General features: G+C 70.3%; 23 protein-coding genes and 1 pseudogene. 8 read left to right on the plus strand and 16 right to left on the minus strand.

Annotated features, from left to right (window positions below):
- Window positions 1-74: 74 nt before the first annotated feature.
- The 3 genes from AB0C62_RS33030 to AB0C62_RS33040 form a co-directional block, all read right to left on the minus strand.
- Window positions 75-692, minus strand: coding sequence for a DUF3618 domain-containing protein (locus AB0C62_RS33030; protein WP_362979507.1), 618 nt, complete (start codon window positions 690-692; stop codon window positions 75-77).
- 503 nt (window positions 693-1,195) lie between these two features.
- Window positions 1,196-1,858 (minus strand): hypothetical protein, encoded by a 663-nt coding sequence (locus AB0C62_RS33035; protein WP_362979509.1) that lies wholly within the window; start codon window positions 1,856-1,858, stop codon window positions 1,196-1,198.
- The gene (locus AB0C62_RS33040) at window positions 1,855-1,989 is read right to left on the minus strand and encodes a hypothetical protein (protein ID WP_362979511.1); all 135 of its coding nucleotides are present in this window, start codon (window positions 1,987-1,989) and stop codon (window positions 1,855-1,857) included. Before AB0C62_RS33040 ends, AB0C62_RS33035 begins: the two co-directional genes overlap by 4 nt.
- 199 nt (window positions 1,990-2,188) lie before the next feature.
- Here AB0C62_RS33040 and dapA point away from each other — a divergent pair, with 199 nt between their 5' ends.
- Complete coding sequence (gene dapA, locus AB0C62_RS33045; protein WP_362979513.1) at window positions 2,189-3,148, plus strand: 4-hydroxy-tetrahydrodipicolinate synthase; 960 nt, start codon at window positions 2,189-2,191, stop codon at window positions 3,146-3,148.
- Between the two features lie 87 nt (window positions 3,149-3,235).
- On the opposite strand, the gene AB0C62_RS33050 is transcribed toward dapA, so the two are convergent.
- Window positions 3,236-4,450 carry a WD40 repeat domain-containing protein gene (locus AB0C62_RS33050; protein ID WP_362979515.1) on the minus strand — a complete coding sequence of 405 codons (1,215 nt, stop codon included), beginning with the start codon at window positions 4,448-4,450 and terminating at the stop codon, window positions 3,236-3,238.
- The gene (locus AB0C62_RS33055; RefSeq protein WP_362979517.1) at window positions 4,447-5,001 is read right to left on the minus strand and encodes a SigE family RNA polymerase sigma factor; all 555 of its coding nucleotides are present in this window, start codon (window positions 4,999-5,001) and stop codon (window positions 4,447-4,449) included. Before AB0C62_RS33055 ends, AB0C62_RS33050 begins: the two co-directional genes overlap by 4 nt.
- A gap of 195 nt (window positions 5,002-5,196) precedes the next feature.
- Here AB0C62_RS33055 and AB0C62_RS33060 point away from each other — a divergent pair, with 195 nt between their 5' ends.
- From AB0C62_RS33060 to AB0C62_RS33070, 3 genes and pseudogenes are all read left to right on the plus strand, one after another.
- Window positions 5,197-5,706, plus strand: coding sequence for a hypothetical protein (locus AB0C62_RS33060; RefSeq protein WP_362979519.1), 510 nt, complete (start codon window positions 5,197-5,199; stop codon window positions 5,704-5,706).
- Between the two features lie 221 nt (window positions 5,707-5,927).
- A pseudogene (locus tag AB0C62_RS33065) lies at window positions 5,928-6,032 on the plus strand (NUDIX hydrolase); the annotation flags it as partial.
- A gap of 419 nt (window positions 6,033-6,451) precedes the next feature.
- Window positions 6,452-7,018, plus strand: a complete 567-nt coding sequence (locus AB0C62_RS33070; RefSeq protein WP_362979521.1) for a hypothetical protein — start codon at window positions 6,452-6,454, stop codon at window positions 7,016-7,018.
- A gap of 879 nt (window positions 7,019-7,897) precedes the next feature.
- On the opposite strand, the gene dapD is transcribed toward AB0C62_RS33070, so the two are convergent.
- The 3 genes from dapD to AB0C62_RS33085 all read right to left on the minus strand — a co-directional run bounded on the left by dapD (window position 7,898) and on the right by AB0C62_RS33085 (window position 9,944).
- Window positions 7,898-8,887: a 2,3,4,5-tetrahydropyridine-2,6-dicarboxylate N-succinyltransferase gene (gene dapD, locus AB0C62_RS33075; protein ID WP_358822154.1), complete on the minus strand. Its 990-nt coding sequence runs from the start codon at window positions 8,885-8,887 to the stop codon at window positions 7,898-7,900.
- A gap of 129 nt (window positions 8,888-9,016) precedes the next feature.
- On the minus strand, window positions 9,017-9,553 hold the full coding sequence (locus AB0C62_RS33080; RefSeq protein WP_362979523.1) for a TetR family transcriptional regulator: 537 nt from the start codon (window positions 9,551-9,553) through the stop codon (window positions 9,017-9,019).
- A 70-nt stretch (window positions 9,554-9,623) separates the two neighbouring features.
- Window positions 9,624-9,944 carry a multidrug efflux SMR transporter gene (locus AB0C62_RS33085; protein WP_362979525.1) on the minus strand — a complete coding sequence of 107 codons (321 nt, stop codon included), beginning with the start codon at window positions 9,942-9,944 and terminating at the stop codon, window positions 9,624-9,626.
- Between the two features lie 148 nt (window positions 9,945-10,092).
- Here AB0C62_RS33085 and AB0C62_RS33090 point away from each other — a divergent pair, with 148 nt between their 5' ends.
- Complete coding sequence (locus AB0C62_RS33090) at window positions 10,093-11,184, plus strand: oxidoreductase (RefSeq protein WP_362979527.1); 1,092 nt, start codon at window positions 10,093-10,095, stop codon at window positions 11,182-11,184.
- A gap of 117 nt (window positions 11,185-11,301) precedes the next feature.
- Here the strand turns inward: AB0C62_RS33090 and AB0C62_RS33095 are convergent, their stop codons facing one another.
- The 8 genes from AB0C62_RS33095 to AB0C62_RS33130 all read right to left on the minus strand — a co-directional run bounded on the left by AB0C62_RS33095 (window position 11,302) and on the right by AB0C62_RS33130 (window position 17,931).
- Window positions 11,302-11,655, minus strand: coding sequence for a metal-sulfur cluster assembly factor (locus AB0C62_RS33095; protein WP_081223759.1), 354 nt, complete (start codon window positions 11,653-11,655; stop codon window positions 11,302-11,304).
- On the minus strand, window positions 11,652-12,125 hold the full coding sequence (gene sufU / locus AB0C62_RS33100) for a Fe-S cluster assembly sulfur transfer protein SufU (RefSeq protein WP_362979529.1): 474 nt from the start codon (window positions 12,123-12,125) through the stop codon (window positions 11,652-11,654). Before sufU ends, AB0C62_RS33095 begins: the two co-directional genes overlap by 4 nt.
- 16 nt (window positions 12,126-12,141) lie before the next feature.
- Window positions 12,142-13,398 (minus strand): cysteine desulfurase, encoded by a 1,257-nt coding sequence (locus tag AB0C62_RS33105; RefSeq protein ID WP_362979531.1) that lies wholly within the window; start codon window positions 13,396-13,398, stop codon window positions 12,142-12,144.
- The gene (gene sufC, locus AB0C62_RS33110; protein ID WP_362979533.1) at window positions 13,395-14,168 is read right to left on the minus strand and encodes a Fe-S cluster assembly ATPase SufC; all 774 of its coding nucleotides are present in this window, start codon (window positions 14,166-14,168) and stop codon (window positions 13,395-13,397) included. Before sufC ends, AB0C62_RS33105 begins: the two co-directional genes overlap by 4 nt.
- A gap of 7 nt (window positions 14,169-14,175) precedes the next feature.
- Window positions 14,176-14,499, minus strand: coding sequence for a bifunctional 3-phenylpropionate/cinnamic acid dioxygenase ferredoxin subunit (locus AB0C62_RS33115; protein WP_362979535.1), 324 nt, complete (start codon window positions 14,497-14,499; stop codon window positions 14,176-14,178).
- Window positions 14,499-15,680, minus strand: a complete 1,182-nt coding sequence (gene sufD, locus AB0C62_RS33120; protein ID WP_362979537.1) for a Fe-S cluster assembly protein SufD — start codon at window positions 15,678-15,680, stop codon at window positions 14,499-14,501. The genes AB0C62_RS33115 and sufD overlap by 1 nt, the downstream gene beginning before the upstream one ends.
- An 89-nt stretch (window positions 15,681-15,769) precedes the next feature.
- Window positions 15,770-17,191 carry a Fe-S cluster assembly protein SufB gene (gene sufB / locus AB0C62_RS33125; protein WP_362979539.1) on the minus strand — a complete coding sequence of 474 codons (1,422 nt, stop codon included), beginning with the start codon at window positions 17,189-17,191 and terminating at the stop codon, window positions 15,770-15,772.
- Window positions 17,188-17,931 carry a metalloregulator ArsR/SmtB family transcription factor gene (locus AB0C62_RS33130; protein ID WP_362979541.1) on the minus strand — a complete coding sequence of 248 codons (744 nt, stop codon included), beginning with the start codon at window positions 17,929-17,931 and terminating at the stop codon, window positions 17,188-17,190. Before AB0C62_RS33130 ends, sufB begins: the two co-directional genes overlap by 4 nt.
- 160 nt (window positions 17,932-18,091) lie before the next feature.
- Between AB0C62_RS33130 and AB0C62_RS33135 the strand changes: the two genes are divergently transcribed.
- The 3 genes from AB0C62_RS33135 to AB0C62_RS33145 are packed head-to-tail and all read left to right on the plus strand — an operon-like array spanning window position 18,092 to window position 20,636.
- Window positions 18,092-18,934 carry an AAC(3) family N-acetyltransferase gene (locus AB0C62_RS33135; protein ID WP_362979543.1) on the plus strand — a complete coding sequence of 281 codons (843 nt, stop codon included), beginning with the start codon at window positions 18,092-18,094 and terminating at the stop codon, window positions 18,932-18,934.
- A gap of 11 nt (window positions 18,935-18,945) precedes the next feature.
- The gene (locus AB0C62_RS33140; protein WP_362979545.1) at window positions 18,946-19,869 is read left to right on the plus strand and encodes an ABC transporter ATP-binding protein; all 924 of its coding nucleotides are present in this window, start codon (window positions 18,946-18,948) and stop codon (window positions 19,867-19,869) included.
- A 50-nt stretch (window positions 19,870-19,919) separates the two neighbouring features.
- The gene (locus tag AB0C62_RS33145; RefSeq protein WP_362979568.1) at window positions 19,920-20,636 is read left to right on the plus strand and encodes an ABC transporter permease; all 717 of its coding nucleotides are present in this window, start codon (window positions 19,920-19,922) and stop codon (window positions 20,634-20,636) included.
- The last annotated feature ends 55 nt before the right edge of the window (window positions 20,637-20,691 follow it).

The following is a 20,691-nucleotide window of genomic DNA, read 5'->3' on the forward strand; positions in this document are numbered from 1 at the left end:
GCAGACGTGATGCGGCGGCGAACCGGAATCCGGTTCGCCGCCGCATCGCTCCCCTCCAGCCCCTCAGGCGGTGGTCAACGGCGCCCTCGACGACCGTTGCGCCACCTGCGGAGCAGGCTCACTGCGAGCAGCGCACCGGCGCCCGCGCTCGCGAAGAGCGCCGGGCGCGGGGTGCGACGCCCGGCCTCGACGACCGAAGTGGCCGCGGTGCGCAGCGACTCCGGGACACTGCCCTGGACGACGCGACCGGCCTCGACGGCCTTCTCCTGGACCACCTGACCCGCCCGGGCCGCCTTGTCCTGGACGACGTGCCCCGTATGGGCCGCCTTGTCCTGCACGGCGTGTCCGGCCTCCACGGCACCGTCCTGCGCGGCCCGGCCGGCCTCGGCCGCCGTGTCCTTCATCCGGACCGTGACCGTGTCGGCCTGCTCCTTGAGGTCGGCGGCGTGGGTGCGGGCGCGGGACGTGACGTCCTTCCCGGCCTCCGGCTCCTTCGCCTCGGCGTCGAGCCGGCTCCTGGTCCGTTCGATCTGGCGTCGCAGTTCCTCCGGGTTGTCGGCGCCCGTGGCGCCGGCCGGGCCGACCGTGCCGGCCGGGTCGGCGGACCTCCCCACGCCGTCGGCCGTCCCCGTGTCCGGGGCCCTGGCGGCGTCCGGGCCCGTGACCGCGCCCTTCCCGTCGTTCTCCGTCATCGGTGTGCCCTTTCCTCGAACTGGTCGTCGGGGTCCCGACGCCGCCGTGCACGCACGCGGGGCGCACCGGCGGCGACCGCCGGGACGTCAACCGCCCTCGCCCACATGGGCATCGGCTTCCCCCGCGCGGATCTGGCACGCACCCGCACGGGTGTCGGCTTCGTCCACGCAGAGGGGGGTGGCGTCCAGGCGGGTGGTGTCGGGGAGGGCGCGGCGACTCCCGCCGCGGACCCGGTCAGCGACCCGGCAGGGCCGTTGCCGTCCGCGGCGCCGAGCGGCCCGCCGCCGCGCCCGGCACGTCGGGGGTGCTCCGCCGACTCGTGCCCGGCGGGGCCCATTTCCTGCCGTACCGGCGAGCGGAGGACACGGACGGTCCGGCCCGTGGACCCGTCCACGGAAGGCCACCCGTGCCTGCTCGGCACGGGGTTCCGGTCCAGGGTCCTGGCCACGATCGTCCCGCCTCCTCTCGCTCGCGGAGGCCCGGGTACCCGAGGCGGGCGGCGTTACCCCTGCGGACCCCGATCTTCGAGTCGGGCCAACCGGCCCTGGAACCAGTCGAGTCGGGCTTGGAGCAGGGCGGCCTCCGCGACCAGCTCGGACACCCCGAGGTCGGCCGTGGCGACGACGGGGCCCTCGGCCGCCCGGACCCGCAGCCCCTCGCCGGCCAGCCGCGCGAAGGACGCGAGCGACAGCGCCGTACGGCCGCGTACGCATCCCGCGCAGGCCGCCGTCAGGGCGCGCCAGCCCGGGCGCCCCCAGCCCGCGTCGGCCAGGGCTCCGGCCGCCGAGCCGCAGACGCAGGGGCCCACGGTGGCCGTGCGCACCCGCTGGCGCGCGGAGCGGAACCCCTTCTCGAAGCGGATGTAGGCACCGAGCACGGAGACTTCGAGGAGGACGGCGGCCCGGTGCTCGGCGGTGCACAGCATCGCCTCGGCGTCGGCCGACGCGTGCACGCAGTGGAAGCCGCAGTCGCAGCGGCGGTGCGGTGCCCGGTGGCGCCGTCCGTAGACGCAGCGCGCCTCGTCCAGCACTCCGTACGGCAGCGCCCCGCCCAGGGATACGCCGGTGAACCCGGCCCGGGTGCCGTCCTGGGACAGCACCGGGTGGGCGATCTTGTATCCGGTCGGCGGCTCCGTCGGGCGTTCCTCGGGGAGCCGCAGTCTCATCGTCCGGCCGGAACCTCTTCGGGCACGGACACCTCGAACTCCGCTCCGCTCTCGGGGAGTTCGACCTCTTCCTCGCACGTGTGGACCTGCTCCCGCGCGACTCCGGTGGCGAGTGCCTTGCCGAGCCTCATGACGCCTCCCGCTGTGCCGACGACTGCCGTCCTCGTCATGGTGACCGATGACGCCCCGGTTTGGCATCAACGCCTCGGCGCCTCAGGGACGCCCCCGACGCCTCATCCGCATCACCCTCCCCACTGATTAGCGTTCATTGTCGATACCTCGTAGGAAAATTAAGTGGAGCTTCACCATCGAGCGTCCGACACTCCTTCCATGAACGATCCGACGACCACTCCCCCGACCGCAGCCATCCCTCCCCCGGCGACCCGGCCGCCGTCCCGGCCCGACGCCCCCTTCGGGCGGGCCCTCTGTGCGATGGTCACGCCCTTCACCGACGCGGGCGCGCTGGACGTCGACGGCGCGCAGCGGCTCGCCGAGCGCCTGGTGGCCCAAGGATGCGAAGGCCTGGTCCTCTCCGGTACGACGGGCGAGTCGCCGACCACCACGGACGCCGAGAAGGCCACGCTCGTGCGCGCGGTGCGGGAGGCCGTCGGTGGCCGGGCGTCGATCGTCGCGGGGGTGGGGACCGCCGACACCCGGCACACCATGGAGCTGGCGCTGGCGGCCGAGAAGGCGGGCGCGGACGGTCTGTTGGTGGTCGCGCCGTACTACAGCCGGCCCCCGCAGGACGCGGTCGAGGAGCACTTCCGGGAGGTCGCGGACGCATCGGGCCTGCCGCTCGTGCTGTACGACATCCCGGGGCGCACCGGCACCCGGATCGAACCGGAGACGCTGATCCGGCTCGCCGGTCACCCGCGGATCGTGGCGGTCAAGGACTGCGCGTACGACCTCCTCGGCACCCAGAAGGTCCTGGCCCGCACGGAGTTGGCGTTCTACGCGGGCTGCGACGAGCAGGTGCTCGCCCTGTACGCGATCGGAGCGGCCGGGTACGTGAGCACGGTCGCGAACGTGGCACCCCGTCAGTTCCGCTCGCTGCTCGACCTGTTCGACGCCGGGGACACCGGCGGCGCGGCCCGCCTCCAACGGCGGCTTCTCCCCCTCATCGAGTCGATGATGTCGGCCGGTCTGCCGGGCGCGGTCACGTCGAAGGCGCTCCTCACCGCCCTCGACCTGCCCGCCGGCCCTCTCCGCCGCCCGCTGCGCCCCGCCGACCGCGAGACGGCCGACGGGCTGCTGAAGACGTACGAGGAGCTGGTCGCCACGGTGTCCTGACGGGTGGGGCCGACCCCCGTCCGCCCCCTCCCGTCAGGACGGGCGAACGTGTGCCTTCGCCCGTCACTCGCCCTTCGATCCCGCGCCTCAGCGCTTCGCGAAGACCGGATCCCAACGGCCGCCCGCGCCGTCGTTGCCCTTGCGGAAGCCACTGAGCGGGACCACTGTGTCGCTGCCGATGGTGACAAGAACCAACCGGTTGTGGAACTCGTTCGTGCCGGGCGCGATGTCCCAGGCGATCAGTCGCTTGTTGTCGGTCCAGGCAAGCAGCTGTTGCCCGTGCACCTTGGCGACCCGCTTGCCGCTGTGCGGGTCGATGATCTCCGAGGCCGTCGTCTTGCGCCCGCCCGCGAAGTCACCGGCGCCGAGCTTTCCGTCCGGGGACAGCCGTGCCTCGACGTACCAGTTCAAGTGCTTCTCGTTCGCAGGAGTGGCGGCCCTGTTGCCGTGGAGGTCGTAGAACCGGGTGCCGGGCGTCGTGGTGAGCCCTGAGTAGACCAGCTGGGCATCGTTGCTGAAGGCGAAGTCCTGGCGGGCGTTCAGGTCCTGCGAGTCGGTGACTTCGTTCCAGGAGCTCCTGCCGGAGCCCACGTCGACGATGCAGAAGCCTGTCCGGTCCGATGTGTCGAAGGGCACGCCCCAGTCGTTCTTCTTGCCGTCCCCGTCAGAGTCGTAGTCCAGCTTGTGGACGAGATCCGGGTCCTTGGCGTACGTCGTCGCGACGAGCTTGCGGCCGTCGGAGGAGAACTCGACCGACGCGACACCGTGGTCCACGGGGATCCAGCGCTCGACCCTGCCGGTGAGCAGGTCGAGCAGACCGATCCTTCTGGCCGGGAGCTCCTTCTCCAGGACGGCGGCGGTCCGCATGCCGGGAGCCACACTGACATACGACCACTTGGTGGTCTTCACGTACTTGCCGGTCTTCTGGTCGAGAAGGCTGTAGGTACGGCCGTTGACGGCGTCCGTCGCGGACTTCACGACCCTGTGCCGGACGTAGTAGGCGGCCAGCGCCGTGTCCCCGGCGGCGATCAGGTCCCGGGGCGGTGTCTGGTCCGGGTGCGCGATGATGGCGCTCTTGTTCATCTCGCTCGCGGGACGTACGTCGTCCCCGCCACCGACGAGGCGGGGTACGCCCACCGCGACGGCGATCGCGGCGACGGTGGCCACGGCGACGGACGCGAGCCTGCGGGTGCGGCGGCGGCGCCGTACCGCCAGGACGCGTTCGGCGAAGTACGGGGGCGCGGGCATGCTGTCCGCGGCCTGCTCGCGGAAGGCGTCGGCCACCAGTTGATCGACGTTCACGGACGCACCTCCACGGGCGAGTTGTGGCGGGTCTGCTGCTCCGCCCCGGCGGGGCCAAGCGCCGCGAGTTCGGGCGCGAGGGTGCGCAGCCGAGCCAGTGAGCGGTGCGTCGTGGACCGTACGGTCCCCACGGAGCACCCCAGGATCCGGGCCACGTCGGCCTCCGGAAGGTCCTCGAAATAGCGCAGGACGAGCACGGCGCGCTGCCGGGCGGTGAGCCGTGCCAGCGCCCCACGCATCACGAGGCGCAGTTCGGCGGCGGACGCCGCGTCCGCTCCGGTGCCCGCCTCGGGCATCTCGGCGACGCTGAGTTCCCGGCGCGGCCACTTCAGCCGCCAGCGGCTGATCTGCTGCCGGTAGAGGACCCGCCGTACGTACGCCTCCGGTTCCTCGACCCGGTTCCAGTGGCCCGCCACCTTGATCAGCGCGTTCTGCAGCAGGTCCTCGGCGGTGTGCCGGTCGCCGGCGCTGAGGAGGACGGCCGTCTTCAGCAGCGCGGACGACCTGCTCGCCACGAACTCCTTGAAACTCTCCTGCGCTGCGGCATCCATCGTCACCTTCTCTTCCCCGGCGGGCACTGCACCCGTCCCCTGTGCTCCCTGTGACGCGCGCGACCGCCCGCCGCTATGCCTCGGACGGGCGAGAATTTCCAGAACCCCTCGACGGCGGGGGATCACCGGGCTCGCGGCCCGCACGCGGAGCGAAATTCCCGCGGGCCGGCATCGTCCCTGTCGTACCTTGTCGAGGTGAGCCGCCCCCTGCTGTTCCTCGACGTCGACGGTCCCCTCAACCCGTACGCGGCCCAGAAGGAACGCCGGCCCGAGGGGTACACCACGATCCGGGTGGCCCTGGAGCCGGGCCGGCCGCTGCGCGTCTGGCTGCACCCCGGTCACGGCAGCGTGCTGCTCGGCCTCGGGTACGACCTGTGCTGGGCGACCACGTGGATGGACGCGGCCAACCGCTGGATCGCCCCCGTCGTCGGCCTCCCCGAACTCCCCTACGTCGACTTCACGGGCGCCCTGTTCGTCGAGCGGCCCGACGGCGTCCACTGGAAGACGGAACGCATCGTGGAGTACGCGCAGGGCCGCCCCTTCGCCTGGGTGGACGACGAACAGAGCACGGCGGACCAGGAGTTCGTCACCGCCCACCACGCCGCGCCCGCACTGCTGCGGCACGTGAACCCCCGACTGGGGCTGCGCGAGGGCGACTTCGACACCCTGAGGGAGTTCGCCACCACGCCGGACACCGAGGCGTAGCAGACCGGACGGGACCCGGGACGCGTCGAGGCCCTCCCACAAAGCGGGAGGGCCTCGACCGCACACCGTGCGACACCGGCCCATCGCCGGTGACCGGTCGTCAGTTGTGGCTGTTCCGAACCCGTAGCAGGTCACGGGCACATGTTGCCTCACGGGCCGTATCGGGGCCGTCGTCGATGTCACCTGGATTCCGGAAGACCCGATCCACGGGGGCCAGGGCCCCTGAAGAGGTCAGCGAGCGCATGCCCGGGGTGTTCTCGACCCGGCTCCTGGACGCCTTGGCCGGCGACGGACGACACGTGGGGAGCCATGACGCAAGGGCCTGATCGCAGCGCGGTAGAACTTTCCCTACTTCATCAAGCCCCGGCTACGCTCCGCTCCGCCGGGCGCGCTCCCTCTTCGCGCTGGGCGGCTCGATCGTTCTCTAAGACCACTTGTGGCTGATGACATCAGCGCCTGACGTCAACAAGGACGAACAGGGGCGATCGAAGCCGGACCCCAGGGGAGGGCCAGCCGTGGCGCACGGGCGGTTGGCCGACGCTGGTCGGCCCCCGTGATCGACCTGATAAGGATGAGGCCAGACCTCAAAGGCTGACTACCACGCGGAGCGTCACCGTCGACCACGGGCGGCGCCCCGCCGGCCGACTCGGTCATGGAGACTCCGCCGACCTTGAGTTCGAGGACGTGCAGGGGAACGGGACTGGCGATCAGGTGATCCGATCAGATCGGCTTACCATCACCTCTCATGACCACAGTGATCTTGACCGTCGGGCTGGCGTTCATCGGCTACCTGGCGACCTATCTCAACGGCCTGCGACTGGTGCAGAGACAGGCCCGACTGACGCGGGTCAACGTCCAGTTGAGCGACTTCTACGGTCCTCTGTTCGCGCTGATGGAAGCCAACAGTCGCGCCTACGACACCTTCTCTGAGATGTACGCCCGCCCCGATGGGCGCGATCCCTTCCACCACGACATACCTCCCACCGAGCAGGAACTCGCGCGGTGGCGCACATGGGCCACTACCGTCTTCATCCCCAACATTCAGGTAATGCGCGATGTGGTGGTCACGAAGGCCGATCTCCTGATCGAGGAGGAGATGCCTTCGGCCCTGCTTCAGCTCTGCGCGCATGTCGCTGGATACGAGATCACCGCCGCGCAGTGGGCCAAGGGCAATTACGAAGAACACCTGTCACTCATACCGTTCCCTGGCCGGGAGCTGAGGGAGTACACCCGCGACCGGTTCTCTCACCTGAAGAGCGAGCAGGCGAGGCTGCTGGGGCGCCAACGCGGGCGCTCGAACCGTCGACGCTGAAGCGGAGGCGCGAAGCCGTGCCACAGCCGTGCCAGAACGGGCGGGGACTCACGGGGAGTCGGGGTACGCAGAAGCGCGCGCCGTCGACCCCGCTCAAGGCAGGGAAATCGCAGGTCACGCGTGCGATCGCCCCACCTCGCTCCCAAAGCGGTGGCTTCCTGGCAACTAGCGGCATCGGCCAGCTAGCGCAGGCCACGTGTGCGCTGCCGTCCTCGGTGAGAAAGAGCAGGGTGAACCGTGTCCGATCGCCAGGATCGATCAACGCTGTGCGCACAGGCCGGTCGTATTCCGTGATGAGTTTGCACTGCTCGCTCCAGGCCAAGGGGTTCGACTCCGCGCATCCACATGCGCTGAGGTCGGCGACTGAAGACTCCGGCATGCGCGCCTTCCCTGCCTGTCTCCATGGCTGTGCAAGCGCAAGAGCGAGCGGCACCCAGTCCGTGTTGACGCGAGTGCCCTTCCCGCCCGGAGGCTCCGCTCACTCCGGGCGGGAGGAGGATGGCTGGCGGACCTGCCGATCGCCGTGGGGGTTTGCCAAGTGGCACGTCTGGTGGAGTCGGGCGAGCGGCCGAGCGTGCCCTTGGAGATCTGCCCCTGCCGCAGTTGTTCCGGTGACATCCAGGCTGACATCAACGACCACGGACAGCTGCGGCATTGGGCGGCTGTAGGCGGTCTTGTGCGCGCAGCTATGCCCGGCCAAGGGCCAGTTGGACCGAACTTACAAGGCGGATGTCTCCCTCAACGCACGAGCGCCCTCCCGGGCCGTCCTGGGGCCGTGGAAGGGCGCTCGATGCTGACCGACGTCGACAACTGACGACAGCTCAGCGGCAGGTCAGAGCGTTGATCGATTCGGCCGCCGCAAGTCACGGCCGCCGGTGATCAGTTGTGGCTGTGCAGAACCTCGTTCAGGCCGCCCCACACCGCGTTGTTCGGGCGGGCCTCGACCTTGCCGGTGACCGAGTTGCGACGGAACAGGATGTTCGAGGCGCCGGACAGCTCACGGGCCTTGACGATCTCACCGTCGGGCATCGTCACGCGCGTGCCGGCCGTGACGTACAGACCGGCCTCGACGACGCACTCGTCGCCGAGGGCGATACCGACTCCCGCCTCCGCACCGACGAGGCAGCGCTCGCCGATGGTGATGCGGACGTTGCCGCCGCCGGACAGGGTGCCCATGGTGGACGCGCCGCCGCCGATGTCAGAGCCGTTGCCGACCACGACGCCGGCGGAGATGCGGCCCTCGACCATGGAGGTACCGAGCGTGCCCGCGTTGAAGTTCACGAAGCCCTCGTGCATGACCGTCGTGCCCTCGGCGAGGTGCGCGCCGAGGCGGACCCGGTCGGCGTCGGCGATCCGGACGCCCTTCGGCGCGACGTAGTCCGTCATGCGCGGGAACTTGTCGATGGAGGTCACCTGGAGGTGCAGGCCGCCGGCGCGGGCGTTCAGCCGGACCTTCTCGATGTCGTCGACGGCGACGGGGCCGAGCGAGGTCCACGCGACGTTGGTGAGCAGGCCGAACAGGCCGTCCAGGTTCTGGCCGTGCGGCTTGACCAGGCGGTGCGAGAGGAGGTGCAGGCGCAGGTAGGCGTCGTGCGCGTCGAGCGGCTTGTCGTCGAGGGACGCGATGACCGTACGGACCGCGACCACCTCGACGCCGCGGCGGGCGTCCGGGCCGATCGCCTGGGCGGCGCCCTCGCCGAGCAGTTCGACGGCCCGCTCGGCGGACAGCCGCTCGGTGCCTGCCGGGCCGGGCTCGGCGGACAGTTCGGGCGCGGGGAACCAGGTGTCGAGAACGGTGCCGTCGGCGGTGAGGGTGGCGAGCCCGGCGGCGACGGCGCCGGTGGTACGAGAAGCAGTCGTGTCGGTCATGGGTGAAACCTAACGTGGCGCGGCCCGCCCGGGCCAACCGGTGCGCGGGGCGTCTCAGGTACCGGGCGCCCCACCGGCGTCAAGGACCAGGGCGTCTCTCGTTGTCGGCCCTACCAGAGACACTCCCGCTCACGGCAGAACCCGCCCCAACACCTCCCGTGCGTAGCCCTCGTCGTACGACGTGCCGGTCAGCAGGACCTGGAGGCAGATGCCGTCGAGCAGGGCGACGAGGGCGCGTGCGGTCACCGGATCCGTGCGGCGGGACAGCGGTTCGACGAGGCTGTCGATCCACTCGGCGGCGACCGGACGCAGGGCGGGCCTGCGGAGGGCGGCGAGATACAGCTCGTACTCCAGCTCCACGCCCGTGCGGTCCCCCGCCAGCCACTCGCCGATCAGCCCGGCGAGTTCGGCGGCCAGGTCGGTGCGGGGGTCCTCCAGCGCACCGCGCGCCGCGAGCACCTTGGCGAAGCCCTCGTTCGCCTGGCGCAGCGCGGCGACGAGGAGTTCGTCGAGGGTCTTGAAGTGGTAGGTGGTGGAGCCGAGCGGCACATCGGCCTCGGCGGCGGCGGAGCGATGACTCAGCCCCGCGATGCCCTTGGCCCCGACGACGCGGATCGCCGCGTCGATGATCCGCTGCCGCCGCTCGGGGTCGTACCGCCGGGCCATCAGCGGCCGCCGTCCGCAGGGCCTGACGCGGCCCCGGATTCGGCCGAGCGCGAAGCCGTCCGCGCGGCCATCAGTGCGCCCCGCCCAGGTTGAGCAGGACGACCCCGCCGATGATCAGCACGATGCCGGCGGCCTTCGCGACCGTGAGTCCCTCGCCGAGGAACAGCGCGCCGATCGCGGCGATGGCGGCGGTGCCGACGCCGGCCCAGATCGCGTAGGCGGTGCCGACCGAGACGGTCCTCAGGGTCTGGGCCAGCAGCGCGAAGGCGATGACGTACCCGAGGACGGTCAGCAGCGAGGGCCAGAGCCTGCTGAAGCCGTCCGTGTACTTCATCGCGGTGGTCGCGCCGACCTCCGCCGCGATGGCTCCCGCGAGCAGTACGTATCCCATGCGTACAAGAGTACACATCGATGTGTACACCCGTACACATGCCGGATCCATCAATCCCGTGGGCACCGCGCGCACCAGCGGATATCGTTCGCGATCACAGTGGGGGGCGGAGTCGTGAGGACTCCCGGGACGATGGAGCGCACGAGGTATGTCGGACAGATCCGGGTGGGGACCTCAGGGGCCGCAGGGGCCGTACTCCGGTGCGCCGGGCGGCTGGGGCTGGACGCCACCTCCGCCGCCGCCGAAGCCGGGCGTGATACCGCTGGCCCCGCTGGGGGTGGACTCGGTCCTCAGCGGCGCCTTCACCACGATGGGCCGCTACGCGAAGCCGTTGTTCGGGGTGGCCGGCCTGGTCTATCTGGGCCTCGGGATACTCCTGGCAGGCGCCGCCACCTTCGCTTACAGCGCGGTGGCGGACCACGTCGACCGGCTCACCGAGGCGCACGGCACGGCGCACTGGTCGGACGTCCGGCCCCTCCTGGTGGCGTTCGGCCTCGTCTGGGCCCTCGCCGTGGTGACGATGCCACTGGCCAACGCCGCGGTGCAGGCCGCCTGCGTGGCCACCCTGCACGAGGCGGTACTCGGCCGGCGCGCCCGGGTCGCCGCGGTGTGGCGGCGCACGCGGCAGCGGATCCCGTCGGTGCTCGGCGTGACGGTGCTGTCGGGCCTGGCCGTGCTGCTCCCGGTCGTCGTGGGCGTGGTGGTCTTCGCCGTCACGATCGCCCTGTCGTCCGGTTCGTCGCTGCCCGTCGTGGTCTTCTTCCTCTTCGCGCCCGTCTCCGCGGCGGCGGCGGTGTGGCTGTACGTGCTGTTCTCGTTCGCCCCCGCTGCCGCCGTCCTGGAGGACGCCTCACCGGTGACGGCGATGCGGCGGTCCGTGCGGCTGGTGCGCGGGGCATGGTGGCGCACGTTCGGCGTCTCGCTGCTCGGCCTCGTCATCGTGACGACGCTGGCCTCGCTGGTGCGGATGCCGTTCATGTTCACGATGCCGTTCTTCTCCTCCTACGACCCCGCGGCGGCGCCTCCGGCGGACGCCTCGGAGCTGTTCCACGACGTGCTGCCCGACCTGATGCCGTATCTGGCGGTCACTCTGGCCACGACGTTCCTCACCCAGCTCCTGTCGGCCGTGTTCCTGCCGCTGGTGACGACCCTGCTCTACATCGACCGGCGCATCCGCCGGGAGGGCCTCGCCGACATACTGGCGCGCGCGGCCGCCACGCCCGGACCGCCCCCGGCCTGAGCACCCGGCCCCGGAAACACGCGAGGGGGCGGCACCCGAAGGTGCCGCCCCCTGCGAAGTACCGGAGTACGGGACGTACGAACTGCCGGAGTACCGGAGCTGCGCGGTACCGGAGTCTCAGACGTTGAAGCCGAGCGCCCGGAGCTGCTCCCGGCCGTCGTCCGTGATCTTGTCCGGGCCCCACGGCGGCATCCAGACCCAGTTGATGCGCAGTTCGTTGACGAGGCCGTCCGTGGCGGACTTGGCCTGGTCCTCGATGACGTCGGTGAGCGGACAGGCCGCCGACGTCAGGGTCATGTCGATCGTCGCGATGTTCGCGTCGTCGATGTGGATGCCGTAGATGAGGCCGAGGTTGACGACGTCGATGCCCAGCTCGGGGTCGACGACGTCGTACAGCGCCTCGCGGACTTCCTCCTCCGAGGCCGGCTTCGTCGTCAGGCTCTCGCCCGATGTCACAGTGTTCTCGCTCATGCCGTCTTCCTCACAGCCTTCTCGGGCTCGTCGCCCAGCGCCTGGGCCGTCGCGTCCTTCCACGCCATCCAGCTCAGGAGGGCGCACTTGACCCGAGCCGGGTACTTGGAGACACCGGCGAACGCGACCGCGTCCTCCAGCACCTCCTCCATGGCGTCGTCGGGCTCGATCCGGCCCTTGGACTGCATCAGCTCCAGGAAGGTCTCCTGGATCTTCTGCGCGTCGGTGACGTCCTTGCCGACGAGGAGCTCGTTCAGTACGGAGGCCGATGCCTGGCTGATCGAGCAGCCCTGACCCTCGTACGAGATGTCCTCGATCCGCTCGCCGTCGTACTTCACCCGCAGCGTGATCTCGTCGCCGCAGGTGGGATTGACGTGGTGCACCTCGGCGTCGCCGTCCCTCAGACCGCGCCCGTGCGGGTGCTTGTAGTGGTCCAGGATGACTTCCTGGTACATCGAATCCAGCTTCACGTTCTCAGCCAGCCCCTCAGCCGAAGAAGTTCCGTACGTGCTCCAGACCGTCGACCAGAGCGTCGATCTCGGCCGGCGTGGAGTACAGGTAGAACGACGCTCGCGTGGTCGCAGGAATTCCGTACCGCAGGCAGACCGGACGGGCGCAGTGGTGACCGACCCGGACCGCGATGCCCTGCTCGTCGAGGACCTGGCCCACGTCGTGCGGGTGGATGTCGCCCAGCGTGAACGAGATCGCCGCCCCGCGGTCCTCGGCCGTGGTGGGGCCGATGATCCGCAGGTCGGGGACGTCCCCGAGCCGCTTCACCGCGTACTCGGTGAGGGCGTGCTCGTGGGCGAGGATCTTGTCCATGCCGATCGACGAGAGATAGTCGATCGCCGCGCCCAGACCGACCGCCTGTGCGATCGGCGGGGTGCCCGCCTCGAACTTGTGCGGCGCCGGCGCGTACGTCGACGAGTGCATCGACACGGTCTCGATCATCTCGCCGCCGCCGAGGAACGGCGGGAGGTCCTCCAGGAGCTCCTGGCGTCCCCACAGGACGCCGATGCCGGTCGGGCCGCACATCTTGTGGCCGGTGAAGGCCACGAAGTCGGCCTGGAGGGCCTGCACGTCCAGCGGCATGTGCGGGGCGGCCTGCGACGCGTCGATCAGGACCAGCGCACCGACCTCCTGGGCGCGGCGCACTATCGCCTCGACCGGGTTCACGGTGCCCAGGATGTTCGACACCAGCACGAAGGAGACGATCTTCGTCTTCTCGGTGATGATCTCGTCGATGTTCGACAGGTCGAGACGGCCGTCGTCGGTGAGGCCGAACCACTTCAGCTTCGCGCCGGTGCGCTGCGAGAGCAGCTGCCACGGAACGATGTTGGAGTGGTGCTCCATCTCCGTGATGACGATCTCGGTCTCGTGGTCGACGCGGTAGGGCTCGTCGGCCCAGCCGAGCATGTTGGCCACGAGGTTGAGCGACTCGGAGGCGTTCTTGGTGAAGATCACCTCGTCGCGGCTCGGAGCGTTGATGAACGCGGCGACCTTGTCGCGCGCGCCCTCGTACAGCGCCGTGGCCTCCTCGGCGAGCACATGCACACCGCGGTGGACGTTGGCGTTGTAGCGCTCGTAGTACTCGTTGAGGGCGTCCAGGACCTGGCGCGGCTTCTGCGAGGTCGCCGCGTTGTCCAGGTACACGAGCTTCCGGCCGTCGTGGACCTGTCGGTCCAGGATGGGGAAGTCCTTGCGGATCGCCTCGGTGTCGAGGAGGCCCGGCAGCTGTGTCACGCGGATACGCCACCCTTCGCGTCGAGTGCGTACGACTCGTAGCCCTCGTTCTCCAGCTTGTCCGCGAGCTCGGCGCCGCCGGACTCGACGATGCGGCCGCCGGAGAAGACGTGGACGAAGTCGGGCTTGATGTAGCGCAGGATGCGCGTGTAGTGGGTGATGAGCAGCGTGCCCACCTCGCCGGACTCGCGCACGCGGTTCACGCCCTCGGAGACGACGCGCAGGGCGTCGACGTCGAGGCCGGAGTCGGTCTCGTCGAGGATCGCGATCTTCGGCTTGAGCAGCTCCAGCTGAAGGATCTCGTGGCGCTTCTTCTCACCGCCGGAGAAGCCCTCGTTGACGTTGCGCTCGGCGAAGGCCGGGTCCATGGAGAGACGCTCCATGGTCTCCTTGACCTCCTTCACCCACGTCCGCAGCTTGGGGGCCTCGCCGCGGACGGCGGTGGCGGAGGTGCGCAGGAAGTTGGAGACGGAGACGCCGGGGATCTCGACCGGGTACTGCATCGCCAGGAACAGGCCGGCGCGGGCGCGCTCGTCGACGGACATCTCCAGGACGTCCTCGCCGTCGAGCGTGACGGTGCCGCTGGTGATCGTGTACTTGGGGTGGCCCGCGAGCGAGTAGGCGAGGGTCGACTTGCCCGAGCCGTTGGGGCCCATGATGGCGTGGGTCTCGCCCTGCTTCACGGTCAGGTCGACGCCCTTGAGGATCTCCTTCGTGGCGTTGTCGGCCTCGACGGTGACGTGCAGGTCGTGGATTTCAAGCGTTGCCATGGGTTCCTCAGGACTCCTGGTTGAGGGAGACGAGCACGTCGTCCCCTTCGATCTGTACGGGGTATACGGGGACGGGGCGCGTCGCGGGAAGGCCGGACGGCTTGCCGGTGCGGAGGTCGAAGGCGGAACCGTGCAGCCAGCACTCGATCTGACAGTCCTCCACCTCGCCCTCGGAGAGCGAGACGTTCGCGTGCGAGCAGATGTCGTTGATCGCGAACACCTCCCCCTCGGTCCTCACGACCGAGACCGGCGTGCCGTCGAGTTCCACCCGCTTCGGGGTGTCCTCCTCCAGCTCGCTCAGCCCACAGACGCGCACGAAGGTGCCGGGCATCAGAGCGACGCCTCCAGCTCCTCGTCGATCTTCGCGAGAAGGCGCTCTTCGATGTCGTCGACGCCGATCTGCTGGACCAGTTCGGCGAAGAAGCCGCGGACCACCAGACGGCGGGCGTCCTCGGCCGGGATGCCGCGGGCCATCAGGTAGAAGAGCTGCTCGTCGTCGAAGCGGCCGGTCGCGGAGGCGTGGCCGGCGCCGACGATCTCGCCGGTCTCGATCTCCAGGTTCGGCACGGAGTCGACCCGGGCACCGTCGGTCAGAACCAGGTTGCGGTTCATCTCGTAGGTGTCGGTGCCTTCGGCGGCGGCCTCGATGAGGACGTCGCCGATCCACACCGCGTGGGCGCCCTCACCCTGCAGCGCGCCCTTGTACATGACGTTGGACTTGCAGTGCGGGGTGTTGTGGTCGACCAGGAGACGGTGCTCCTGGTGCTGGCCGGCGTCGGTGAAGTAGAGGCCGAACAGCTCGGCCTCGCCGCCGGTGCCGGCGTAGGCGATCCGCGGGTGCAGCCGGACGAGGTCGCCACCGAAGGTGAGCACGAACGACTTGAAGGTCGCGTCACGGCCGATGAGGGCGTTGTGCTGGCCCACGTGCACGGCCTTGTCGTCCCAGTCCTGGACGGAGACGACCGTCAGCTTGGCGCCGTCGCCGAGGATGTAGTCGACGTTGGCGGCGAGGACCGCGTCACCGGTGTGGTCGATGACGACGACGGCCTCCGCGAAGGCTCCCAGCTCGATGACCTGGTGACCGTAGGCGGTGCCGCCCTCGCCGTGCACGACGATGCGGATCGGCTCGGTGAGGACCGTCTCCTTGGGGACGGTCACGACGGAGGCCCTGTCGAAGGACGCGTAGGCCTGCGCGGCCACGCGGTCCACGGGGGCGCCCGCCCTGCCGAGCCGCTCGTCGTCGCGGCCGACGGTCTCCACGGTGACGCCGTCGGGGGTGCCGATGGCGACCTTCACGGCGCCGTCGGTGGCGACCGCGGTGCCGTCGTGCAGCCCGCGCAGGCGCTCCAGCGGGGTGAACCGCCACTCCTCCTCGCGGCCGTGGGGGACGGGGAAGTCCGCCACGTCGAAGGAGGGGGGCGCGCTCATGCGCGTGGCGACGGTCGACTCGGCGGCCACCGCGATCTGGCCGGCGGTCGTGCTGCCCACCGGGATGTTCTGAGCCTCAGCCATGGCTGTCGGTCTGCTCTCTTCCTACGTCAGTTGCGATCCACGGCCCGCCCGGAGGGGCGGGCCGGCGGCTGCCGGGAGGGGTCGGCGGGTCAGCCGACCGAGCCCTCCATCTGCAGCTCGATCAGCCGGTTGAGTTCCAGGGCGTACTCCATGGGGAGCTCCTTGGCGATCGGCTCGACGAAGCCGCGCACGATCATCGCCATCGCCTCGAACTCCGTCAGACCACGGCTCATCAGGTAGAAGAGCTGGTCCTCGGAGACCTTGGAGACGGTCGCCTCGTGGCCCATGGACACGTCGTCCTCGCGGACGTCCACGTAGGGGTAGGTGTCCGAGCGGGAGATGGTGTCGACGAGCAGCGCGTCGCACAGCACGTTCGACTTGGAGCCGTGGGCGCCCTCGCCGATCTCGACGAGACCGCGGTAGGACGTACGGCCGCCACCGCGCGCCACCGACTTCGACACGATGTTCGAGGAGGTGTTCGGCGCCATGTGGACCATCTTGGAGCCGGCGTCCTGGTGCTGGCCCTCGCCCGCGAAGGCGATGGACAGCGTCTCGCCCTTGGCGTGCTCGCCCATCAGGTAGACGGCCGGGTACTTCATGGTGACCTTGGAGCCGATGTTGCCGTCGATCCACTCCATGGTCGCGCCCTCGTACGCCACGGCGCGCTTGGTGACCAGGTTGTAGACGTTGTTCGACCAGTTCTGGATGGTCGTGTAGCGGCAGCGGGCGCCCTTCTTCACGATGATCTCGACCACCGCGGAGTGCAGGGAGTCCGACTTGTAGATCGGCGCCGTGCAGCCCTCGACGTAGTGGACGTAGGCGTCCTCGTCGACGATGATCAGCGTCCGCTCGAACTGGCCCATGTTCTCCGTGTTGATACGGAAGTAGGCCTGGAGCGGGATCTCGACGTGCACGCCCTTCGGCACGTAGATGAAGGAACCGCCGGACCACACGGCCGTGTTCAGCGAGGCGAACTTGTTGTCACCGACCGGGATGACCGTGCCGAAGTACTCCTTGAAGAGCTCCGGGTGCTGCTTGAGAGCGGTGTCGGTGTCCAGGAAGATGACGCCCTGCTCCTCCAGGTCCTCGCGGATCTGGTGGTAGACGACCTCGGACTCGTACTGCGCGGCGACACCGGCGACGAGGCGCTGCTTCTCCGCCTCGGGGATGCCGAGCTTGTCGTACGTGTTCTTGATGTCCTCGGGCAGGTCCTCCCAGGACTCCGCCTGCTTCTCCGTGGAGCGCACGAAGTACTTGATGTTGTCGAAGTCGATGCCCGACAGGTCAGAACCCCAGTTGGGCATGGGCTTCTTCTCGAAGAGGCGCAGGCCCTTGAGGCGGAGCTTGGTCATCCACTCCGGCTCGCTCTTCTTCCCGGAGATGTCACGGACGACGTCCTCGTTGATGCCGCGCTTGGCAGAGGCGCCGGCTGTGTCGGAGTCGGCCCAGCCGTATTCGTACTTGCCCAGGCCCTCGAGTTCGGGGTGAGCAGTCTCCGTGGGGAGCGTCATGCGGGGTTCCTCCCGGCCGTGCTTGCAGATGCGTTGTGAGCTGTGTGGGAAATCTTGGGGATGAACGTCGTGCACACCCCGTCGCCGTGGGCGATGGTGGCCAGCCGCTGGACGTGCGTGCCGAGCAGCTGGGAGAAGAACTCCGTCTCCGCCTCGCACAGCTGCGGGAACCGCTCGGCGACATGAGCGACCGGGCAGTGGTGCTGGCAGAGCTGCTCCCCGACCGGTGCGCTGCGCGCCGTAGCAGCGTACCCGTCGGCGCTCAGGGCCCTGGCCAGGGCTTCGGTGCGCTCTTCGGGCGGCGCGGCCTCGACGACCTCGCGGTAGGCCTCGGCCTGCGCGGCGATCCGGGCGCGGGCGAAGGACAGGACGGCCTCGTCTCCGCCCTCGCGCTCGGCGATCCAGCGCAGGGCGTCCTCGGCGAGCTTGTCGTAGGACTGGTCGAAGGCGTCCCGGCCGCAGTCGGTCAGGGCGAACACCTTGGCGGGGCGGCCGCGCGTGCGCGCTCCGTAGACCCGCTGCTCGCGCGGTTGCACGACGTCGTCGGCGACGAGCGCGTCGAGGTGACGGCGCACGGCGGCCTGGGTGAGTCCCAGTCGGCCCGCGAGGTCCGTCACGGTCGACGGGCCGTGGTCCAGGATGGATCGCGCGACCCGGTTGCGCGTCGAGCGCTCTCCGGTCGCGAGTTCCTCCTGCGGGGCCCCCGTGGGGGTCTCCCGAGCCTCGCCAACGTATTTCACAACACCATTGTTGCGTAATTCCTCAGAGCCTGACAACCCGCCGCCACACAGTGGACGGTGCGCTGCGTCACTTAGGTATACCTAAGCTGACCTGCGCAAACGATCTTTGATCGATCAATTCGGTGGCGCCGGGACCACGTCTCGGGGAGACTCCGGAACCATGTCGACACCCCCTCCGACCGGCCCACTCGTCACCCGGGACACCCTGGCCGCGGACCTGCGCACCCTCGGCGTACGCACGGGCGAGACGCTCCTCGTGCACTCCTCCCTCAGTTCCCTCGGATGGGTCAACGGCGGACCCGTCGCCCTCGTCCAGGGACTGCTCGACGTGCTCGGTCCGGACGGAACCCTGGTGGTCCCGACGCAGTCCGGCGACCTCTCGGACCCGGCTCTGTGGAGGAATCCGCCGGTTCCCGAGGACTGGTGGCCGACCATCCGGGCGACCATGCCCGTCTACGACCCCCGGGTGACACCCTCCTGCGGCGTCGGGGTGATACCCGAGACCGTCCGGACCTGGCCCGGCGCCCTGCGCAGCGCCCACCCGGAGACCTCGTTCGCGGCACTGGGCCCGGGCGCGGCGCGGATCGTCGAGGGGCACGCCCCCGACTGCCGGCTCGGCGAGCGCAGCCCGCTGGCGCGCCTGGAGTCCGGCGGCGCCCGGGTCCTGCTCCTCGGCGCGGGCTACGACACGTGCACCACCTTCCACCTGGCCGAGTACCGGGTGCCCTCCCCCGTCGTCGAGGTCGGACGCCCGTCGCCCGAGGGCTGGCGGACCGTGCGCGAGGTGTCGATCACCTCCGAGATGTTCGCGGAGCTGGGCGCCGACTTCGAACGGGACCGTCCGGTCGTCCGGGGCACCGTGGGCGCGGCCACCGCACGGCTGTTCCCGGTGGCCGACGCGGTGGCGTACGCGGAGCGGTGGCTCCCCCTGCACCGGCCGCGGGACCTGTACGTCGAGGTGGCCTCCGCCCCCGGCGGTTCCGAGGCGCGGCGGCGTCCCTAGACTTGCGCCTCATGCGAAGCGAGCCCGTGGTCCAGGTCCAGGCCCTGGTGAAGCGGTACGGCACGAAGACCGCGGTGGACGGCCTCGACCTGGTGGCCTCGGCGGGTGTCACCGCCGTACTCGGACCCAACGGCGCCGGCAAGACGACCACCGTCGAGACCTGCGAGGGATACCGGCGACCCGACTCCGGCACGGTGCGCGTCCTCGGCCTCGACCCGGTGCGTCAGTCCGGGCAGTTGCACACCCGCATCGGCGTGATGCTCCAGTCCGGCGGCGTCTACTCGGGCGCCCGCGCGGACGAGATGCTCCGCCACGTCGCCAAGCTGCACGCCCACCCCCTCGACGTGGACGCGCTCATCGAGCGGCTCGGCCTGGAGAGCTGCGGGCGGACGACGTACCGACGGCTGTCGGGCGGGCAGCAGCAGCGCCTCGCGCTCGCCATGGCGGTCGTCGGGCGGCCCGAGCTGGTCTTCCTCGACGAGCCGACCGCGGGCCTCGACCCGCAGGCCCGCCGCGCCACCTGGGACCTCGTGCGCGACCTGCGGTCGGACGGCGTCTCCGTCATCCTCACCACGCACTACATGGACGAGGCCGAGCAGCTCGCCGACGACGTCGCGATCATCGACGCCGGCAGGGTCATCGCCCAGGGCCCGCCCGAGGCGCTGTGCCGCGGGGGCGCCGAGAACACCCTGCGCTTCGGCGGCCGGCCCGGACTCGACGTGGGCTCCCTGCTCAAGGCACTCCCGGCGGACTGCACGGCGGCCGAGCTGACCCCGGGCGCCTACCGGGTCGGCGGCAAGGTGGACCCCCAGCTGCTGGCGACGGTGACGTCCTGGTGCGCCCAGCACGGTGTGATGCCGGAGAAGATCTCGGTCGAACGCCACACCCTGGAGGACGTCTTTCTGGAACTGACCGGCAAGGAGCTGCGTTCGTGACCACCGCCGGTACGTACACCCCGAAGCCGGGGGCCTCACCGCTGCCGCGGATGATCGGCGCGCAGGCCGCGCTGGAGACGAGGATGCTGCTCCGCAACGGCGAGCAGCTCCTCCTCACGGTGATCATCCCGACCCTGCTGCTCGTGCTGTTCAGCACGGTCGACATCGTCGACACCGGCGCCGGGGAGGCGGTCGACTTCCTCACGCCGGGCGTCCTGGCGCTCGCCGTGATGTCGACGGCGTTCACCGGACAGGCGATCGCCACGGGCTTCGAGCGGCGCTACGGCGTCCTGAAGCGGCTGGCGGCCTCCCCGCTCCCCCGCTGGGGCCTGATGACCGCCAAGACGGCCGCGGTACTGGTCACGGAGATCCTCCAGGTGATCCTGCTGACCGTGATCGCCTTCGCGCTGGGCTGGTCGCCGCACGGCAACCCGCTCGCCGTGGTCCTCCTGCTGGTCCTCGGCACGGCCGCTTTCTCAGGGCTCGGTCTGCTGATGGCGGGCACGCTCAGGGCCGAGGCGACGCTGGCCGCGGCCAACCTGGTGTTCCTGCTGTTCCTGGTGGGCGGCGGGGTGATCGTGCCGATGGACAAGTTCCCGGCCGGCGTCCAGGACGTCCTGGGCCTGCTGCCCATCTCGGCGCTCTCCGACGGACTGCGGGACGTGCTCCAGCACGGCGCCTCGATGCCCTGGGCCGACCTCGGGATCCTGGCCGTCTGGGCGGTCGTGGGGCTCGGCGCGGCCGGGAAGTTCTTCCGCTGGGAGTAATCGGGTGCACTCCCGTGAACCGGACCCTCGTGAAAGCGTGCACAAGCGGCCCCCT

The sequence above is a fragment of the Streptomyces sp. NPDC048643 genome (assembly GCF_040650615.1).
Classification (GTDB): Bacteria; Actinomycetota; Actinomycetes; order Streptomycetales; family Streptomycetaceae; genus Streptomyces.

Excerpts from the sequence above, each read along its gene's own strand:
- sufD (WP_362979537.1), bottom strand. The coding sequence starts at position 15,680 with ATGGCTGAGGCTCAGAACATCCCGGTGGGCAGCACGACCGCCGGCCAG.
- AB0C62_RS33115 (WP_362979535.1), bottom strand. The coding sequence starts at position 14,499 with ATGCCCGGCACCTTCGTGCGCGTCTGTGGGCTGAGCGAGCTGGAGGAG.
- AB0C62_RS33070 (WP_362979521.1), top strand. The coding sequence starts at position 6,452 with ATGACCACAGTGATCTTGACCGTCGGGCTGGCGTTCATCGGCTACCTG.
- AB0C62_RS33145 (WP_362979568.1), top strand. The coding sequence starts at position 19,920 with ATGATCGGCGCGCAGGCCGCGCTGGAGACGAGGATGCTGCTCCGCAAC.
- sufB (WP_362979539.1), bottom strand. The coding sequence starts at position 17,191 with ATGACGCTCCCCACGGAGACTGCTCACCCCGAACTCGAGGGCCTGGGC.
- AB0C62_RS33090 (WP_362979527.1), top strand. The coding sequence starts at position 10,093 with ATGTCGGACAGATCCGGGTGGGGACCTCAGGGGCCGCAGGGGCCGTAC.
- AB0C62_RS33095 (WP_081223759.1), bottom strand. The coding sequence starts at position 11,655 with ATGAGCGAGAACACTGTGACATCGGGCGAGAGCCTGACGACGAAGCCG.
- sufC (WP_362979533.1), bottom strand. The coding sequence starts at position 14,168 with ATGGCAACGCTTGAAATCCACGACCTGCACGTCACCGTCGAGGCCGAC.
- AB0C62_RS33030 (WP_362979507.1), bottom strand. The coding sequence starts at position 692 with ATGACGGAGAACGACGGGAAGGGCGCGGTCACGGGCCCGGACGCCGCC.
- AB0C62_RS33035 (WP_362979509.1), bottom strand. The coding sequence starts at position 1,858 with ATGAGACTGCGGCTCCCCGAGGAACGCCCGACGGAGCCGCCGACCGGA.
- AB0C62_RS33140 (WP_362979545.1), top strand. The coding sequence starts at position 18,946 with ATGCGAAGCGAGCCCGTGGTCCAGGTCCAGGCCCTGGTGAAGCGGTAC.
- AB0C62_RS33135 (WP_362979543.1), top strand. The coding sequence starts at position 18,092 with ATGTCGACACCCCCTCCGACCGGCCCACTCGTCACCCGGGACACCCTG.
- dapD (WP_358822154.1), bottom strand. The coding sequence starts at position 8,887 with ATGACCGACACGACTGCTTCTCGTACCACCGGCGCCGTCGCCGCCGGG.
- dapA (WP_362979513.1), top strand. The coding sequence starts at position 2,189 with ATGAACGATCCGACGACCACTCCCCCGACCGCAGCCATCCCTCCCCCG.
- AB0C62_RS33080 (WP_362979523.1), bottom strand. The coding sequence starts at position 9,553 with ATGGCCCGGCGGTACGACCCCGAGCGGCGGCAGCGGATCATCGACGCG.
- AB0C62_RS33085 (WP_362979525.1), bottom strand. The coding sequence starts at position 9,944 with ATGGGATACGTACTGCTCGCGGGAGCCATCGCGGCGGAGGTCGGCGCG.
- AB0C62_RS33055 (WP_362979517.1), bottom strand. The coding sequence starts at position 5,001 with ATGGATGCCGCAGCGCAGGAGAGTTTCAAGGAGTTCGTGGCGAGCAGG.
- AB0C62_RS33040 (WP_362979511.1), bottom strand. The coding sequence starts at position 1,989 with ATGAGGCTCGGCAAGGCACTCGCCACCGGAGTCGCGCGGGAGCAGGTC.